Source organism: Paenibacillus tabacirhizosphaerae (genome assembly GCF_040812395.1).
GTDB lineage: Bacteria > Bacillota > Bacilli > Paenibacillales > NBRC-103111 > Paenibacillus_E.
The window spans coordinates 59,500-74,249 of the sequence record NZ_JBFNXH010000003.1 but is presented as its reverse complement, the minus strand read 5'-3'; the positions used below and the strand labels follow the sequence as shown (position 1 = coordinate 74,249).

At 46.1% G+C, this 14,750-nt stretch carries 15 protein-coding genes; 12 read left to right on the top strand and 3 right to left on the bottom strand.

Annotated elements, in window-relative coordinates:
• Positions 1-1,100 precede the first annotated feature (1,100 nt).
• The 3 genes from map to ABRS97_RS06060 all read left to right on the top strand — a co-directional run bounded on the left by map (position 1,101) and on the right by ABRS97_RS06060 (position 2,532).
• Complete coding sequence (gene map, locus ABRS97_RS06070; RefSeq protein ID WP_367812030.1) at positions 1,101-1,844, top strand: type I methionyl aminopeptidase; 744 nt, start codon at positions 1,101-1,103, stop codon at positions 1,842-1,844.
• A 63-nt stretch (positions 1,845-1,907) separates the two neighbouring features.
• Positions 1,908-2,159 carry an XRE family transcriptional regulator gene (locus tag ABRS97_RS06065; RefSeq protein WP_367812028.1) on the top strand — a complete coding sequence of 84 codons (252 nt, stop codon included), beginning with the start codon at positions 1,908-1,910 and terminating at the stop codon, positions 2,157-2,159.
• Positions 2,160-2,223: 64 nt separating this feature from the next.
• Positions 2,224-2,532 (top strand): DUF4870 domain-containing protein, encoded by a 309-nt coding sequence (locus tag ABRS97_RS06060; RefSeq protein ID WP_367812026.1) that lies wholly within the window; start codon positions 2,224-2,226, stop codon positions 2,530-2,532.
• Between the two features lie 41 nt (positions 2,533-2,573).
• On the opposite strand, the gene ABRS97_RS06055 is transcribed toward ABRS97_RS06060, so the two are convergent.
• Positions 2,574-3,326: an MBL fold metallo-hydrolase gene (locus ABRS97_RS06055; RefSeq protein WP_367812024.1), complete on the bottom strand. Its 753-nt coding sequence runs from the start codon at positions 3,324-3,326 to the stop codon at positions 2,574-2,576.
• 949 nt (positions 3,327-4,275) lie between these two features.
• On the opposite strand from ABRS97_RS06055, the gene ABRS97_RS06050 reads away from it, so the two are divergent.
• The 7 genes from ABRS97_RS06050 to rocF all read left to right on the top strand — a co-directional run bounded on the left by ABRS97_RS06050 (position 4,276) and on the right by rocF (position 11,105).
• Entirely contained in the window at positions 4,276-4,536 is a 261-nt protein-coding gene (locus ABRS97_RS06050) for a hypothetical protein (protein ID WP_367812022.1), read from the top strand.
• A gap of 278 nt (positions 4,537-4,814) precedes the next feature.
• Complete coding sequence (cyoA, locus tag ABRS97_RS06045) at positions 4,815-5,807, top strand: ubiquinol oxidase subunit II (protein WP_367812020.1); 993 nt, start codon at positions 4,815-4,817, stop codon at positions 5,805-5,807.
• 34 nt (positions 5,808-5,841) lie between these two features.
• The gene (locus ABRS97_RS06040) at positions 5,842-7,818 is read left to right on the top strand and encodes a cbb3-type cytochrome c oxidase subunit I (protein ID WP_367812018.1); all 1,977 of its coding nucleotides are present in this window, start codon (positions 5,842-5,844) and stop codon (positions 7,816-7,818) included.
• Positions 7,818-8,429 (top strand): cytochrome o ubiquinol oxidase subunit III, encoded by a 612-nt coding sequence (gene cyoC, locus ABRS97_RS06035; RefSeq protein WP_367812016.1) that lies wholly within the window; start codon positions 7,818-7,820, stop codon positions 8,427-8,429. Before ABRS97_RS06040 ends, cyoC begins: the two co-directional genes overlap by 1 nt.
• 1 nt (position 8,430) lies before the next feature.
• Positions 8,431-8,760: a cytochrome o ubiquinol oxidase subunit IV gene (gene cyoD, locus ABRS97_RS06030; RefSeq protein WP_367812014.1), complete on the top strand. Its 330-nt coding sequence runs from the start codon at positions 8,431-8,433 to the stop codon at positions 8,758-8,760.
• A gap of 183 nt (positions 8,761-8,943) precedes the next feature.
• The gene (locus ABRS97_RS06025; protein ID WP_367812012.1) at positions 8,944-10,143 is read left to right on the top strand and encodes an ornithine--oxo-acid transaminase; all 1,200 of its coding nucleotides are present in this window, start codon (positions 8,944-8,946) and stop codon (positions 10,141-10,143) included.
• A 29-nt stretch (positions 10,144-10,172) separates the two neighbouring features.
• The gene (gene rocF / locus ABRS97_RS06020) at positions 10,173-11,105 is read left to right on the top strand and encodes an arginase (RefSeq protein ID WP_367812011.1); all 933 of its coding nucleotides are present in this window, start codon (positions 10,173-10,175) and stop codon (positions 11,103-11,105) included.
• A 61-nt stretch (positions 11,106-11,166) separates the two neighbouring features.
• On the opposite strand, the gene ABRS97_RS06015 is transcribed toward rocF, so the two are convergent.
• Positions 11,167-11,304, bottom strand: coding sequence for a hypothetical protein (locus tag ABRS97_RS06015; protein WP_367812009.1), 138 nt, complete (start codon positions 11,302-11,304; stop codon positions 11,167-11,169).
• Positions 11,305-11,475: 171 nt separating this feature from the next.
• On the opposite strand from ABRS97_RS06015, the gene ABRS97_RS06010 reads away from it, so the two are divergent.
• Both ABRS97_RS06010 and ABRS97_RS06005 read left to right on the top strand, forming a co-directional pair.
• Complete coding sequence (locus tag ABRS97_RS06010) at positions 11,476-12,960, top strand: L,D-transpeptidase family protein (RefSeq protein WP_367812007.1); 1,485 nt, start codon at positions 11,476-11,478, stop codon at positions 12,958-12,960.
• A gap of 71 nt (positions 12,961-13,031) precedes the next feature.
• Positions 13,032-13,469 (top strand): carboxymuconolactone decarboxylase family protein, encoded by a 438-nt coding sequence (locus ABRS97_RS06005; RefSeq protein ID WP_367812005.1) that lies wholly within the window; start codon positions 13,032-13,034, stop codon positions 13,467-13,469.
• A 67-nt stretch (positions 13,470-13,536) separates the two neighbouring features.
• Here the strand turns inward: ABRS97_RS06005 and ABRS97_RS06000 are convergent, their stop codons facing one another.
• Positions 13,537-14,652, bottom strand: a complete 1,116-nt coding sequence (locus tag ABRS97_RS06000; protein ID WP_367812004.1) for an aminopeptidase — start codon at positions 14,650-14,652, stop codon at positions 13,537-13,539.
• Positions 14,653-14,750: the final 98 nt, after the last annotated feature.

Genomic DNA, 14,750 nt, shown 5'->3' with positions numbered 1-14,750 from the left:
GGCTTGAATGGGCATTTCGCGGAACTGCAGTACGCTATGCAGAAGAAATTTGGGATTACACGCTAGCAATTACCTGTTTAACGCATCATAGTTCCTCGTCATGGTAAAAAACAGGAAGTTTAAAGAGATAACGCACCGTAGTTCCGTCGTTACAGCTGGGCGATAGCCCGTGATGGATAAGAGAAGTGGAAGGCAGCTCAAAGTAGAACGAAGAGGGGATGGGATGGGATTGGGGTGGAGAAGCGTTAGCACCCGCATTTTAAGTCGTGTTCGCACCACCTTGTGCATGGAAGCAACACAACTTTAACAGCGGTCGGAACCCCATTCCTAATCCACACCTCATGCTCAAACATATGGTTTATACCCAGGACGCCGCGAGGCGTTTTTCTTATAAAAAAAGAAGCCACCAGGAAGTGGCTTCGCTGCATTAGAGGAATTTGATAAACCAACAAACCGAAAAGACACTGATCCAAATGAATGCGCTTAACATGAGGCTATTGACCAATCCAGTTGCAGTGTTTGGGTAATCATTCATACTATCAGCACCCTTCACTTAACTTTTTTCCTATTTCACCTTATTGTAAGCCTTTTCATTTCATAAATCAATTATATTCAGAAAAATTAAAAAAATTACTTTTAAATAGGAGTGAGAAAATGTATGGGGTTCAAAAGTCCTGTGACTTGTCCTTTCATTCTATCGTAATATGTGGAGAATTATCTTTTTTTGTTGCTAATAACACCCAAATATTGTATGATACATTATGTATCTAACATTTGGAATGTCCAAGGCAGGGGTGGTCGATCTTGTTGTACATCGTATGCTACAAAGGGAAACCATTGTGTTCCCCAATAACGAAGTTAGAGGCAACTGAAAAAATGGAAAAATTAAGCCGTTCCTTTTCCAATCTGGAAATTGTTGAAGTGGGAGCGCAAGCAGCAGCAAAATAATAAGAAAATGGAAATAGATTTCAAAATAAGAACTCACCGCTCCCGAACTTAGGTTTGGGAGTTTTTGTCATGAATAGTTTATGTTACAGTAGATGGAATTAGTCGGTGGATCATGTAGAAACAAAACAACATCATAATTTGGAGGAATTTCGATGACAATCGGTTCACAGAAAGATGTGGAGGCTCTTAAGGAGATCGGCAAGATCGTCGCTATCACTATCAATGAAATGAAGCGCAGTGCGCGGGCCGGAATGACGACTAGGCAATTGGATAAAATAGGAGGGACTGTTTTGAAAAGCTATGGCGCGGTCTCTGCTCCTAAAAAAGCATTGAACTTCCCCGGCTACACATGCATTAGTCTGAATCGTGATATTGCGCACGGCGTACCTGACGATCAAATCATTCAACCAGGCGACTTGATTAACATCGATGTTTGCGCAGAAAAAGACGGTTATATAGCCGATAGCGGTCATTCTTTTCAAATTGCTCCTTACAGTGTCACGTTAACGGCACTCTGTCATTACACGTATGATACGATGATGAAAGTGATTTCGGTTCTTAAACACGGTGTAAGATTAAATGAAATCGGCAGAATAATTGAGATGGAAGCGAAGCTAGGCGGCTATAAAGTAATCAAAAACTTGTGCAGCCACGGGGTTGGCAGAGCTATTCATGAACAACCGGATATTTTACCGTTCTATAACCAGCATGATAAGCGTGTATTGAAAGAGGGGATGGTTATCACCATTGAGCCTTTTCTTTCAACAGGGGCAGAAACGGCGATTGAGCAGCCGGACGGTTGGACATTGCGATTACCTGATCATAGTTTTGCCGCACAGCATGAGCATACGATCATTATTACCAAAAAACAGCCGATTATCGTTACGGTTGCATAATTGCATGCTGCCTAATGGAGGAGGGAGCACTACATAGCAAATGAGAGCGAGGTGAAGGAGGACATGATGAAAAGCGAGCTTGGCCGCTGCCTTCTGCGAGAAAGACTTCATGAAGCTGGTATGGAGCTGGAAGGATTAGCCCAATTACTGCATTACAAGCCGGAGAGGCTGGAAGATTTCATCACGAACAAAAGAGTGATGCCTTTGAAGACGGCAGTTCATATATCCGATGCCATTGCGTGTGAGGTAAAAGCATTGTATGAATGGGTGCCGGCGCAAGATGAAAAAATAAATGGAGAAATGTTGAATAAATAACAGAATATATGGATGCTCTTGAATATAATAGGGTAGTGAATTTATTATAAAAGAGGTGCTGCCCATGTATGACTCCACAGATATTCAAACTAATAAAGGTATGGGAATTGTTGCGTACATTTTGTTTTTCATTCCGCTCTTGGCTGCTAAAGATTCTAAGTATGCCATGTACCATGCAAACCAAGGACTCACATTGTTTCTGGCGGCCGTTATTGTGAACGTTGTGCTTGGCATGATTCCGATCATTGGCTGGATCTTGCTGCCATTAGCGAATTTGGCGATAGTCATCCTTGCCATTTTAGGAATTGTTACTGCTGCACAGGGCAAGGTGAAGCCGCTTCCGCTTATCGGTGCCTACACCTTATTGAAGTAAGGGAAAAGCAGGTCGCTTTTGTACAAAGCGGCCTGCTATTTTTATATCGTTGAGACGATTTCGGCGATGCGCCTATTTGCATGATTCGTAAACAAGCCTCCGTGATAGCAGATAACGGTCTCAATATCGAACTGGGCAAACACTTTTACTGAGGTCAAGGCTTTTTCGTATTCAATCGCATATTCAGGTGTAGGCCCGAACAATTGGCCCTCTTTGACGACCAGCGCATCTGCGGCAATCAAGGTTTTGCTTGGTCTGTGATAGAGGCTGATGTGGCCCGGCGTATGTCCAGGCGTGTTAATAATGACGATGCCGCCTGCTTCAGGCAGTTCTTCTCCATCTTCGACAATGCGGTCAACGGGGGATTTAGGCGGGTTCTCAAGCGTTTTTCTGAAAGCTGCTCTCCAATCGGGTGAAACATGGGAAGGAAGAGAAGCTACAGCTTGATCGATCGTTTCAGGCGTTATTTTCAAGAGCATGTTGTCGCCTTCAATGTAAGGCTTTTCGATGGCGTTGGCTAACACTTCAATGGGATGGGAGGATTCGCTTAGGATCGCCGGCAAGCTCCCGATATGGTCCATATCCTGATGGGTAATGATGATTTTGCTCAGCCTGTTATAGGGAACGCCTTCCAGCTCAAAGGCTTCGCGAAGTTTGGGAAGTATTCCCGGGTATCCCGTGTCTACCAGTATGGCTGTTTCAGCATCCCACAGCAGTGTAGGATGAATCACATCGATACCACCCATAACAGGGACTGAAATTTCCAATAAGGCAATACCTTCTGCTATACGCACAATAAATCCCTCCATATACAATCTAGTTACCTAGTAATCGTAGTGGATGGGATATATAATTGTCAATAAATTATTAATTATATCATTTTTTTTGATAAATGTCAATATTTATTTTTTTATTTATTGGATACCCATTCTAACAGAGCGCATATGTCGTCAAATATATGTGTGTGATGAGCTCGTAGAGTGGAGAGATCCCGCACGAATCATGCGTGGTACGCGTATTTGACAGGATGGACGTAGGAGATCCAGAAGTGCTACAGCTGTTTGGAGTTTGAAATACCGCCGCGATCTGCGATAGATCGTCTTTTTGCACGGGTGAGCGGAACATAGGTACGCTATGAGGCGGTATTTTCGGCTGTAGGGACGATTCGCGGAACTACCGTGCTTTATGAGTAGGAGATGCTGGGTTTTAGTGGGGTCGCAGGCACATTTTCGCTCATATAACGCACCCTTGTTCCTCTACAAGGGGAGAAAAGGGACGTTACCGTGGAATAAGGCATCGTAGTTCCGTCGAAATCGCTGTGTTTGGAGAATTGGCGGTCCGCCATCCGCCAGTACCTCCAAGGTATCCTTGCGAAACTTGCGGAGGCGAAATTTTCCCAACGCGCGCGTATCCTAGGCGTGCGTTGTTTCGCCGGCGCATGGCGGCGGTCAAACCCCAGTAGCCAGAATCTTACAGCACAAAGTAGAACGGAAAGGGAAGTGGGATGGGGTGGAAAAGCGATAGCGGTTGGAACCCCATGCCTGGACGTATGGGTTTAGACATGGACCTGAGGCATAGCCTCAGGTTATTCTTATTTTCTGACCGTTGTCCGCAAATTTGAACAGCTGCGACATAGTTTTGTCTATTTTATGATTATCATGTGAATAAAATATGAACAAATTCGTGAAACTGTGTTATACTATATCTATAAAAGCACTTACACTGAACTTTGGAGTGATTCTCATGGCGACAAGAACGATAACAACAAGCAGTACGGAACGAAGCGAGCGCGATGTGAGGCCGTTAGTGAAGTTGATGACGATAGCAGCATGGGCTTTGTTGGGGATAGGCCTAATACTTAGTTTGTTCAATATAAATCATTTTAGTGATCGGAACACTTCTCTCATGGTGGGTATAGGATTCATGGTTGGGAGCGTTCATATTTATGTGATCCGTACGGCCATCCATCTGGTTCACTCGCGTATGAATGCGAAAGAGGATTAGATGCAAAAAGCACGCATGTAAATGAATAGAGAAGGAAAAGCTCTTTAAGTGAGGAACTTAAAGGGCTTTTTGCTTTTTCATAAATTTTCATAATAGTCAACAAACGTTCTGTGACATTTGTTTTACAGGTTGACGTCGATCCTTTGACGTATTTGTTAAGTCCTGTTTTGAAGCGTGTACTTTTTGAAGGTTTTTGCTATCTTGGGAATAGATACGAAATGTTCTGAGAATCATGAATACTTATTACTTTCGGAGATGTGTGGATAGGGAGGATCAGTATGGTAAAGAAAAGAAAGTTCGTACGCGTCGTGTTACCCCTCATGGTTATTGCTATGATCATGGTGTTGACAGGCTGTAGTGACCAAGCGATGGTGCTGGATCCTAAGGGGCCGGTAGGCGCTGGCCAACGCGATTTGATTGTGACAGCATCCATATTGTGTGGCGTCATCTTGGTACCTGTTCTTGCTTTAACGGCATGGATCGTGTGGCGTTACCGGGACAAGGAAGGCAATAAAGCTTCTTACCGTCCGAATTGGTCGCACAGTAACTCATTAGAAGCAATTTGGTGGTCAATACCTATTATAATTATCCTTATCATAGGTATTGTAACTGTACGGTACACTTACGCATTGGAGCCATCCAAAGCGATTGAATCCGACAAAAAGCCGGTCACTGTACAAGTCACTTCACTGGATTGGAAATGGCTGTTCACATACCCTGAGCAAGGAATTGCGACTGTGAACTATTTGCAAATACCTGAAGGTACGCCAATTAAATTCGAGCTTACTTCGGATGCGCCGATGAACTCTTTCTGGATTCCGCAGCTGGGCGGTCAAATTTACACCATGTCCGGTATGGCGATGACGCTGTATTTGCAAGCGGATGAAATCGGCCATTACTTCGGAACTGGCGCAAATTTTAGCGGTGAGCACTTCGCGGATATGACATTTGATGTGAATGCGACTTCGCAGGCGGACTTTGATAGCTGGGTGGCCAAAACGAAGCAATCGCCTCAAGCGTTAACTATGGAGAGCTATGAGAAGCTAGCGAAGCCAGGTAAATCCGGTGTTCAATATTTCTCCTCGATTCCTGATGGATTGTTTCAGTATGTGGTGACGAAATATACGCACGGGCAGATGAATCACGGCGGCCATGGCGGGATGGACATGAAAGAGTCCAAAGAAGAATCTAAAACGGACGCGAAGAAAACAACCACGGACCATAGCAAAATGGGCTCTATGGATCATAGTCAAATGAATATGAGTAAATGAAATAACGGAGTCTTCATGAAAGGAAGTTAAGCTTATGCTGGATACAATCAAACAATTTGCATCCGAGTTTTTCGTCACGGGCGATCCGATGATTCTCGGTGCTCAAGTTAGCATCGGACTTGCCATGGTAGCCATGGTGTTCGTACTAACATTTTTCAGAAAATGGGGCTGGCTTTGGCGTGAATGGTTAACGAGCGTTGATCATAAAAAGATCGGGATTATGTATATTATCTGTTCCATTTTGATGCTCTTCCGCGGCGGGGTTGACGCTTTGCTTATGCGGTTGCAGCTTGCGATGCCAAGCAGTGAGTTCCTGCAGCCTGAACACTACAATCAAATTTTCACGACGCATGGCGTTATTATGATCTTGTTCATGGCGATGCCGCTCATGTTTGGACTGTTCAACATCGTGGTGCCGCTACAAATTGGCGCGCGTGATGTTGCCTATCCATTCCTGAACTCGCTCAGTTTCTGGATGTTCTTCTGGGGAGCGATGCTCTTCAACGTTTCTTTCGTCATCGGTGGATCACCGGATGCAGGCTGGCTTTCATACCCGCCGCTTTCGGAGATGTCACATAGCCCAGGTGTCGGCGAAAACTTCTATATATGGGGTATTCAAATCTCCGGTATCGGTAGTTTGGCGACAGGGATTAATTTCATTGTTACGATTTTGAAAATGCGGACACCTGGCATGAAATTGATGAAAATGCCTATGTTTACTTGGTCTGTTTTCTCAAGCTGCATCATGATTATTTTCGCTTTCCCCATCTTGACAATTACGCTTGCCTTGCTGTTCCTGGATCGCTTCCTCGGCGCACACTTCTTCACCTTGGACGGCGGCGGAAACCCGATGATGTATATCAACTTGATTTGGATGTGGGGACATCCAGAGGTTTATATCGTTGTCGTGCCGGCTTTCGGTATTTTCTCGGAAGTGGTTGCAACCTTCTCCAAAAAGAAGCTGTTTGGTTATAAATCCATGGTTTTCGCCATGTTGATTATTAGTTTGTTGTCGTTCTTTACCTGGGCGCATCATTTCTTCACAATGGGTTCTGGCGCAGATGTTAACGCGTTCTTCGCGATATCGACGATGGCGATTGCGATACCAACCGGCGTTAAAGTGTTCAACTGGCTATTCACGATGTTCCGCGGCCGGATCAAATTCACGACGCCGATGCTGTGGACGATCGCATTTATCCCTTGTTTTGTTGTCGGGGGAATGACAGGGGTGCTCTTGTCTGTTGCGCCTGCCGACTTCCAATTTCACAATAGTTATTTCTTGATTGCGCATTTCCATCAAGTATTGATTGGCGGGGTTGCATTCGGTTACTTCGCAGGGCTTTACTATTGGTGGCCAAAAATGTTCGGCTTCAAGCTGAACGAGCACCTTGGCAAATGGGCTTTCTGGTTATGGAACATTGGTTTCTATGTATGTTTCATGCCGCAATATTTCTTAGGATTAGACGGTATGACGCGCCGTACGTATACGTACAGCTGGGATATGGGCTGGGGCCCGCTCAATATGGTGTCTACAATTGGGGGATTCCTCATGGGCATAGGCTTCCTGTTCCAAGTTTGGCAAATAGCGCACAGCATCAAGTTTAGGGAGCGCGATGTAACTGGAGATCCTTGGGATGGCCGTACGTTGGAATGGTCGATTCCATCACCGGCTCCGATTTATAACTTCGCGGTGCTTCCACAGTCTACGGAAATTGATGCTTTCTGGGAACACAAGCAAAAGCAAGGCGCTGCAGGAGCGAAGAAATCTGCCGTTCATTATGAGCCTATTCATATGCCGAAAAACTCAGCGATACCATTCATCATGTCCGCTTTATGGTTCTTCGCAGGCTTCGGTTTCGTCTGGAACTGGATGTGGCTGGCCTTACCGGCGATGGCTGGTGTCGGGATCTGTATGATCGCTCGTTCGTTCTCTTATGACACGGATTATTACATTCCTGTTGATGAAATTAAACAAACGGAAGCTGCTGCTTGGAAAGGGGCGAACGTCTAATGGCACATGCTGCTGCTCATTCCGAACATCATGCGCATGATCATGAACATGATCACGAGTCGCTCAAAACGTTTGGATTCTGGATTTTCCTAATTACTGACTGTATTTTATTCGGGACTTTGTTCGCTACGTATATCGTTCTTCACGGGAATACGAACGGTGGACCTACGCCGGAAGAATTGTTCAAGATGCCAGGCATTATCGCTGAAACGTTCATCTTGCTCACGAGCTCTTTTACAAGCGGATTAGCCGTGCTAGGTATGCATAAAGGGAATAAGAAACAGTTGATCGGCTGGTTGGCTGTTACCGTGCTTCTCGGCGCTTCATTTATCGGTTTAGAGCTCTCGGAGTTCATCACAATGGTTACGCATGAGCATGCAACCATTAGTACAAGCGCGTTCTTGTCGGGCTTCTTCACATTGGTCGGCACACATGGACTGCACGTTTCGCTTGGCTTGGTATGGATGATTGGCTTGATTTTCCAACTGAACCGCAGAGGGATTACAGCTGTGACGAAGCGTAAAGTTGAAGTCATCTCCTTGTACTGGCATTTCCTTGACGTTGTGTGGATTTTCGTATTCACGGTCGTGTATTTGATGGGGGTGATGTAAGATGAGTCAATCGAAAGCAGGTTCACATGATGCGCATGCTTCACACGGATCGCTCAAATCATACGTCATTGGATTCGTGTTATCGATTATCTTGACGATTATCCCGCTAGTTGCGGTTATGAATCATATGCTCGGCAAAACAGGGACGCTTGTATTAATCTTGATTATGGCTGTACTGCAATTCGTGGTTCAACTATTCTTCTTCATGCATGTGAAAGAAGGCGAGAACGCGAAGTGGAACATTATGGCGCTTATTTTCGGGCTTGTCATCCTGCTGACCATCGTCGCTGGATCCATCTGGATTATGACCTATAACTCCGTTGCCCATTAATAGGCTGTTCGAGGTTGTTTTATTGAAAAAGCTGTTGACACAGATCGTGTCAGCAGCTTTTTTTCTTCTATGAGGACAAGTATGGCTGATTGATCCCACTTGACGCTGCTGCGCTAAGGATCTTTTTTAGTAAACATAGGCCATGCTTCTCGCCCGTATGATAAAGGAGCGGGGTGATCTGAAATGAAGCGCAGCGAAGAATTCATTCGGTTGTCGAGCCAGTATGGGGCGCGAAATTACGATCCGCTTCCAATCGTCATTTCATCGGCCCAAGGATGCTGGGCTTACGATGTGGAAGGCTGCAAGTACCTGGATATGCTAAGCGCGTATTCAGCGCATAATCAGGGGCATCGTCACCCGAAAGTAGTGCAAGCGTTAAAAGATCAAGTAGATAAGGTCACTCTGACGTCAAGAGCTTTCCATAGTGATGTGCTTGGCCGCTGGTTGGAACTCATGGCAAGGCTATCGGGAAAAGGATGCGTACTGCCGATGAACACAGGAGCAGAAGCTGTTGAGACAGCTATCAAAGCAGCTCGCCGATGGGCATATGACGTGAAAGGAATTCCAGACGGTCAGGCAGAGATTATTGTATGTGAAGGTAATTTCCATGGGCGTACCTTATCAGTGACTTCCTTCTCGACGACAAGTGCGTATACGAGGGGGTTCGGGCCTTTTACGCCCGGTTTTAAGGTTATTCCTTATGGAGATTCGGACGCGTTGGAGCAGGCGATTACAGACCATACAGCGGCGTTTCTTGTCGAGCCGATTCAAGGCGAAGCGGGGATCCGTATACCGCCAGATGGATATTTGCGTAAAGCGGCTGAGCTTTGCAAGCAGCACAATGTATTATTACTGGCGGATGAAATTCAAACGGGATTCGGTCGTACAGGCAAACGGTTTGCGTGTGATTGGGAGAACATTATTCCTGATGTGTATATCTTCGGCAAAGCACTTGGTGGCGGCATTTTGCCCATCTCATCTGTTTGCGCAGATTTTTCTATTCTAGATGTGTTGACTCCAGGCTCACATGGTTCGACGTTTGGAGGCAGCCCGTTAGCTTGTGCGGTATCCATTGCTGCCCTAGAGGTGGTAGAAGAGGAAAAGCTTTCCGAAAGGTCTTTAGCGCTTGGCGCATACCTTTTGGAGCAGTTACGCCAAAGATTGAGCCATGCTCGTGTCATCGATATTCGGGGGAAGGGTTTATTTATCGGAGTTGAACTGGATGAACCCGCAAGAAAGTACTGTGAAGCCTTGTTGAAAGAAGGCATTCTAACGAAGGATACGCATGAGAACACACTGCGTCTGGCGCCGCCGCTAGTTATAACACAAGACGAAATCGATTGGGCGCTAGAACGAATTGTACGGGTTTTGAACGGAGTTTAAGATTAGATGAGATCAGGAGGTGCTGCCCGATGAATCCTGGACTACATCCCGATGTAGCCATAATAGGAGTGCCTATGGATCTTGGCGCAGACCGCCGAGGCGTTGATATGGGGCCAAGCGCGATCCGCTGCGCAGGTCTTGAGCAAAAGCTGAAAAGATTAGGATATCGAATATTTGATCAAGGAGACCTCGTCGTTCGTAGAAATTTGCTGCCTGTGCAGGCGCCTGTGAACCTTTTGCCGAAAGGAACGAATTTGAAATATGTAGAGGAAATTACGAAGGTGAATGAGGAACTTTCCGAGCTCGTTGCAGATGTGATGGGCAAGGGGGTGTTCCCGTTGATTCTCGGTGGTGATCATAGTATTGCTATCGGCACATTGGCTGGGGTTAGAAAACATCATGAAGAGATTGGTGTCATTTGGTTTGATTCGCACGGAGATGTGAATACGGCAGATACTTCGCCTTCTGGAAATATTCACGGCATGCCGCTCGCTGTAGCGCTTGGAGTGGGGCATCCCAAGCTGACATCGATCGGGGGCGCTTATCCGAAAGTAAAGCCAGAGCATGTCGTTATCATCGGGGCGAGGTCCTTGGATCTTGGAGAGCGCGTTTTTCTCAAACAGCAGGGGATCCTGGTTTATACGATGCATGAGATTGACCGGTTAGGGATGGCTCGTGTCATGGAACAGGCTATCGATCATGTTTCGCGAGGCACGACGGGCGTGCATCTCAGTTTAGATCTGGATGGACTGGATCCGCAGTTTGCCCCAGGCGTCGGGACTCCTGTTTCCGCTGGTATCACCGCGAGGGAAGGCTATCTGGCGATGGAATTGTTGTCTGATGCAGGTGTTCTTATAAGCGCTGAGTTTGTTGAGGTGAATCCGATTCTGGACCATCATAATCAAACGGCTAAAGTTGCTGTATCGCTAATCGCATCTTTGTTTGGCGAACGGATATTATAGCTTCTTCAATAAGGAAAGCCGCGGGCGTGTGGTTCGCCGCGGCTTTTGACCTTATCAAGTGTTAGCAGTTATTCTTGCTGTTGTTTCGTTCTTTAGCTTCTTGTTTTCCTTGTTGAACCGCCTTATCACCGAATTGATCCAAGCGAGAGGGGCTGCTGGCCGGACCGTTATTTTTTGGCGTATTGTTTCTTCCACTCATCGTCATCACCTCCATCGGTTCAGCATTTGCGATTTTCCCATTCTTCATGCAGGAGGCAACAAAACAGTTGTCAACCTTTCCAACACATGATACATTATGTATCAGAGATACTAAACGTATCGAGCATCTTACTTTTGGACAAGCCATTCATGATGATTGGAGAGGAGCCGAATGATTCACCGAAGCCAACGATTTCGTAACCATCTCGATGAGAATCTAGTCCATCTGCATAAGAATCTGTTTATCTCCCCGGCAGATCCGCAGTATCACGAGAAAGTCATTCGTTACCTGGACTCCCATTCACCCGAAGCACACTATAAGCTCGGGCAAAATTTTCAGCTGAAAGGCAATCGGAAAAGGGCTCTTTTTCATTACAAGGAAGTTCTGAAAACGTATCCATCTCCTTACTATTCAGCCGCTAATCGTGCGATCCACCAAATGGAGCTTCAACATGCCGAAGCTATGGCACAGATCGAAGCAGCCGCCTATGCCGAGCCGCGTAAACAGTTGTTACCACCGTTTATGAAAGTGCTGCTTCTTGTGCTGCTCGTGTTAAATCTGCTGCTAGTTATTTTGTTTTTTGGAGATAATCCGGTATATAAAACGATTTCCTCGTTGAAAGCATGGAGTGTGGGGACGGACATCACTTATGAGACCGTAGATGTGCCTTATGTGGCCTATCTATCGCCTGGCGCCAAGAACGAAGAGATCGAATCGACGCTACACAAACAAGCCATTGAGCTAGCTGATGATATGCCCGACCATAATATTATTATTTATGGCATCGTATCTGAGGATGCGAGGGATCAGGGGAAAACGCTTTTGTTGACCAATGATGAGTTGACGAAAAATGCGGTTGCCGTTGCGCAGTATCACCCCGCATCTGATCGTACAGTCAAAATCCGTTTTTTGAACAGTCAGTTTGAGAAGCACCAACCGCTTAGTGCGATTGGTGCTAATTTAGTTCGAACTGCTTTGGAAACGTATCGCAAAGATTATGGCAAAGTGCCAGCTTCCCTCGATGCACTTTTACAAGATTATCCGAATAATTATTTAAGCTGGATTCCCGCGGAAACCACATCCGCTTCGAATAAGATCCATGCTGTATTTGACGGCAGCGGAGGGTGGGTATATAACCCGTTTGCAGATCAAATGGAACATATCTTTTATGCAAATATGCCAGGTGGGGGCTCAGTCCCTTATGAGGCCGTGCATATTGAAATTAATAAAGCTGAGCATCATTTGAAGCTGATCACCGGTTCGAATTTACTCTGGGATAAAGAAATTGGTCTTGGGGCTAATGACAGCACGCCTGAAGGCGACTTTATCGTGAACGAGCGTGTGATTCATCCAATGGGCAAGCATGAGACGAGCTATGGCGCCGCTGGTTTGGGATTAGGAGACATTGCGCTTCATGGCACTGTGGATGAAAGCTCAATCGGCACAGATAAATCGCTTGGCTGCGTTCGTTTGACGAATGACGATGTTCAGCAGTTGTTTGCTTTCGTGCCGAAAGGGACGGAAGTTCAAATTACAGCGGCAGGCTGGATGACGCAGGATCTCGGAAAAGTCGATGAACCGCAATTGCTAGTTCCTGCTCAGGTTCCACAACAGAACCAGACACCTGAATATCATATTTTTCATTGGTTGGGTTGATAGCTGTCACAAATCAGAAGGCGATTTCGTCCTAAGTGTGAAGTTAAACTAAATGATTAGGAGAGATCCCGATGACACAGCGATTGGAATACCAGAAAGAATACCCGGAAGCGTACCAAACAATGAGCAAAATGGAGGCTTTCGTCCGCGGAAGCGGTATCGATCACAAGTTGCTTGAACTGATTAAGCTTCGCGCTTCACAAATTAATGGCTGTGCATTTTGCTTGAATATGCACGCAAAAGATGCACGGTCTTACGGGGAGAGCGAACAGCGAATTTACCTGCTGAATGCATGGCGGGAAGCGCCTTATTATACAGAAGCGGAAAGGGCTGTCTTAGCCCTTACGGAAGCCGTAACCCTGATTTCCGTAGCCGGCGTTCCACAATCCGTGTTCGATGAGGTGCGCAACCATTTCGATGGCAAACAATTCACGGCTATTATTATGGCCATTAATACCATTAACTGTTGGAATCGTATTGCGATTACGACGGGAATGATGCCAGACTGAACGTGAAAATAAGCAGCTGCGACGCTTGTGGACCATAGAGTTCAAGCGGCGCAGCTGCTTTATTTAACTACATTAAATTTTCCGGATTCAGCTTTTCAAGCTCTGGAATAACGAAGCGTCCGTCTTTGCGGATCAACACATCGTCGAAATAAATATCGCCGCCGCCATATTCAGGCCGCTGGATCAACACCATATCCCAATGGACGGAGGAACGATTCGTATTGTCGGCTGTTTCGTAGGCTTGGCCAGGGGTAAAGTGGATGCTGCCATCGATTTTCTCATCGAATAAAATGTCTTTCATGGGGTGCTTGATAAATGGATTCACCCCGATTGCGAACTCGCCGATGAACCGCGCTCCGTCATCCGTATCCAGAATATCATTTAGTTTCTTGGTATCGTTGCTGGTTGCTTCAATGATGCGGCCATTCTCGAAACGCAGCACAATATTTTCAAAAGAAGTGCCGGCATAGATCGTAGGCGTGTTATAGCGGATAACACCGTTAACCGAGGTCTTCACAGGAGCTGTATACACCTCGCCATCAGGTATGTTTCTGCGGCCTGCGCAAGGAACAGCACCGATGTTTTTAATGGAGAAGCTCAAATCTGTCCCGGGAGCTACGAGTCGTACACGATCCGTACGGTTCATTATCTCCACTAAGGATTCCATAGCACTTGCCATTTTGCTGTAATCGAGATTGCAAACATTAAAGTAGAAGTCTTCGAACGCCTCCGTGCTGCTGTTAGCGAGTTGAGCCATGGATGAGTTCGGATAACGCATGACGCACCATTTGGTATTGTTGATGCGCTCATCGAACAGCGGACGCTGAAAGTGCTGCAAATACAGCTTCATCTGTTTTTCCGGAACATCTGAAGATTCGGTAATGTTGTCACCACTGCGCACAGCGACGTAAGCATCCATTTGTTTCATGCGAGCAAGCTCGAAATCCGACCATTCTTTAAATTGCTCCTGCGTGCCGCCCAATTGCAAGCTGCGGAGAATGGCAGGCTCGCGGAGTTCTATGAAGGGTTTGCCGCCGACAGCGTAGACTTCTTCTATGAAGCATTTGGCGAGCTCAGGGTCTTTGACGCCGATCATTTCAATTAATATGTTCTCGCCGGGCTGAAGGCTCACCGAGTAGCGGATAATGTTTCGAGCGAATGTTTGAAGCCGTGGATCTCTCATCTGAAAGGTCTCCCTTATTTGAAAATAGGTGCTTTTAAATTATAGCGCATTCGTTGTTTTGAAGCGAATGCGTTCAGGCATTTTATGGAAGCGGCAGG

What these genes read in the sequence shown, in the direction of transcription:
- map (WP_367812030.1), top strand. Translation starts at nt 1,101, where the DNA reads ATGACAATCGGTTCACAGAAAGATGTGGAGGCTCTTAAGGAGATCGGC.
- ABRS97_RS06065 (WP_367812028.1), top strand. Translation starts at nt 1,908, where the DNA reads ATGATGAAAAGCGAGCTTGGCCGCTGCCTTCTGCGAGAAAGACTTCAT.
- ABRS97_RS06060 (WP_367812026.1), top strand. Translation starts at nt 2,224, where the DNA reads ATGTATGACTCCACAGATATTCAAACTAATAAAGGTATGGGAATTGTT.
- ABRS97_RS06050 (WP_367812022.1), top strand. Translation starts at nt 4,276, where the DNA reads ATGGCGACAAGAACGATAACAACAAGCAGTACGGAACGAAGCGAGCGC.
- cyoA (WP_367812020.1), top strand. Translation starts at nt 4,815, where the DNA reads ATGGTAAAGAAAAGAAAGTTCGTACGCGTCGTGTTACCCCTCATGGTT.
- ABRS97_RS06040 (WP_367812018.1), top strand. Translation starts at nt 5,842, where the DNA reads ATGCTGGATACAATCAAACAATTTGCATCCGAGTTTTTCGTCACGGGC.
- cyoC (WP_367812016.1), top strand. Translation starts at nt 7,818, where the DNA reads ATGGCACATGCTGCTGCTCATTCCGAACATCATGCGCATGATCATGAA.
- cyoD (WP_367812014.1), top strand. Translation starts at nt 8,431, where the DNA reads ATGAGTCAATCGAAAGCAGGTTCACATGATGCGCATGCTTCACACGGA.
- ABRS97_RS06025 (WP_367812012.1), top strand. Translation starts at nt 8,944, where the DNA reads ATGAAGCGCAGCGAAGAATTCATTCGGTTGTCGAGCCAGTATGGGGCG.
- rocF (WP_367812011.1), top strand. Translation starts at nt 10,173, where the DNA reads ATGAATCCTGGACTACATCCCGATGTAGCCATAATAGGAGTGCCTATG.
- ABRS97_RS06015 (WP_367812009.1), bottom strand. Translation starts at nt 11,304, where the DNA reads ATGAGTGGAAGAAACAATACGCCAAAAAATAACGGTCCGGCCAGCAGC.
- ABRS97_RS06010 (WP_367812007.1), top strand. Translation starts at nt 11,476, where the DNA reads ATGATTCACCGAAGCCAACGATTTCGTAACCATCTCGATGAGAATCTA.
- ABRS97_RS06005 (WP_367812005.1), top strand. Translation starts at nt 13,032, where the DNA reads ATGACACAGCGATTGGAATACCAGAAAGAATACCCGGAAGCGTACCAA.
- ABRS97_RS06000 (WP_367812004.1), bottom strand. Translation starts at nt 14,652, where the DNA reads ATGAGAGATCCACGGCTTCAAACATTCGCTCGAAACATTATCCGCTAC.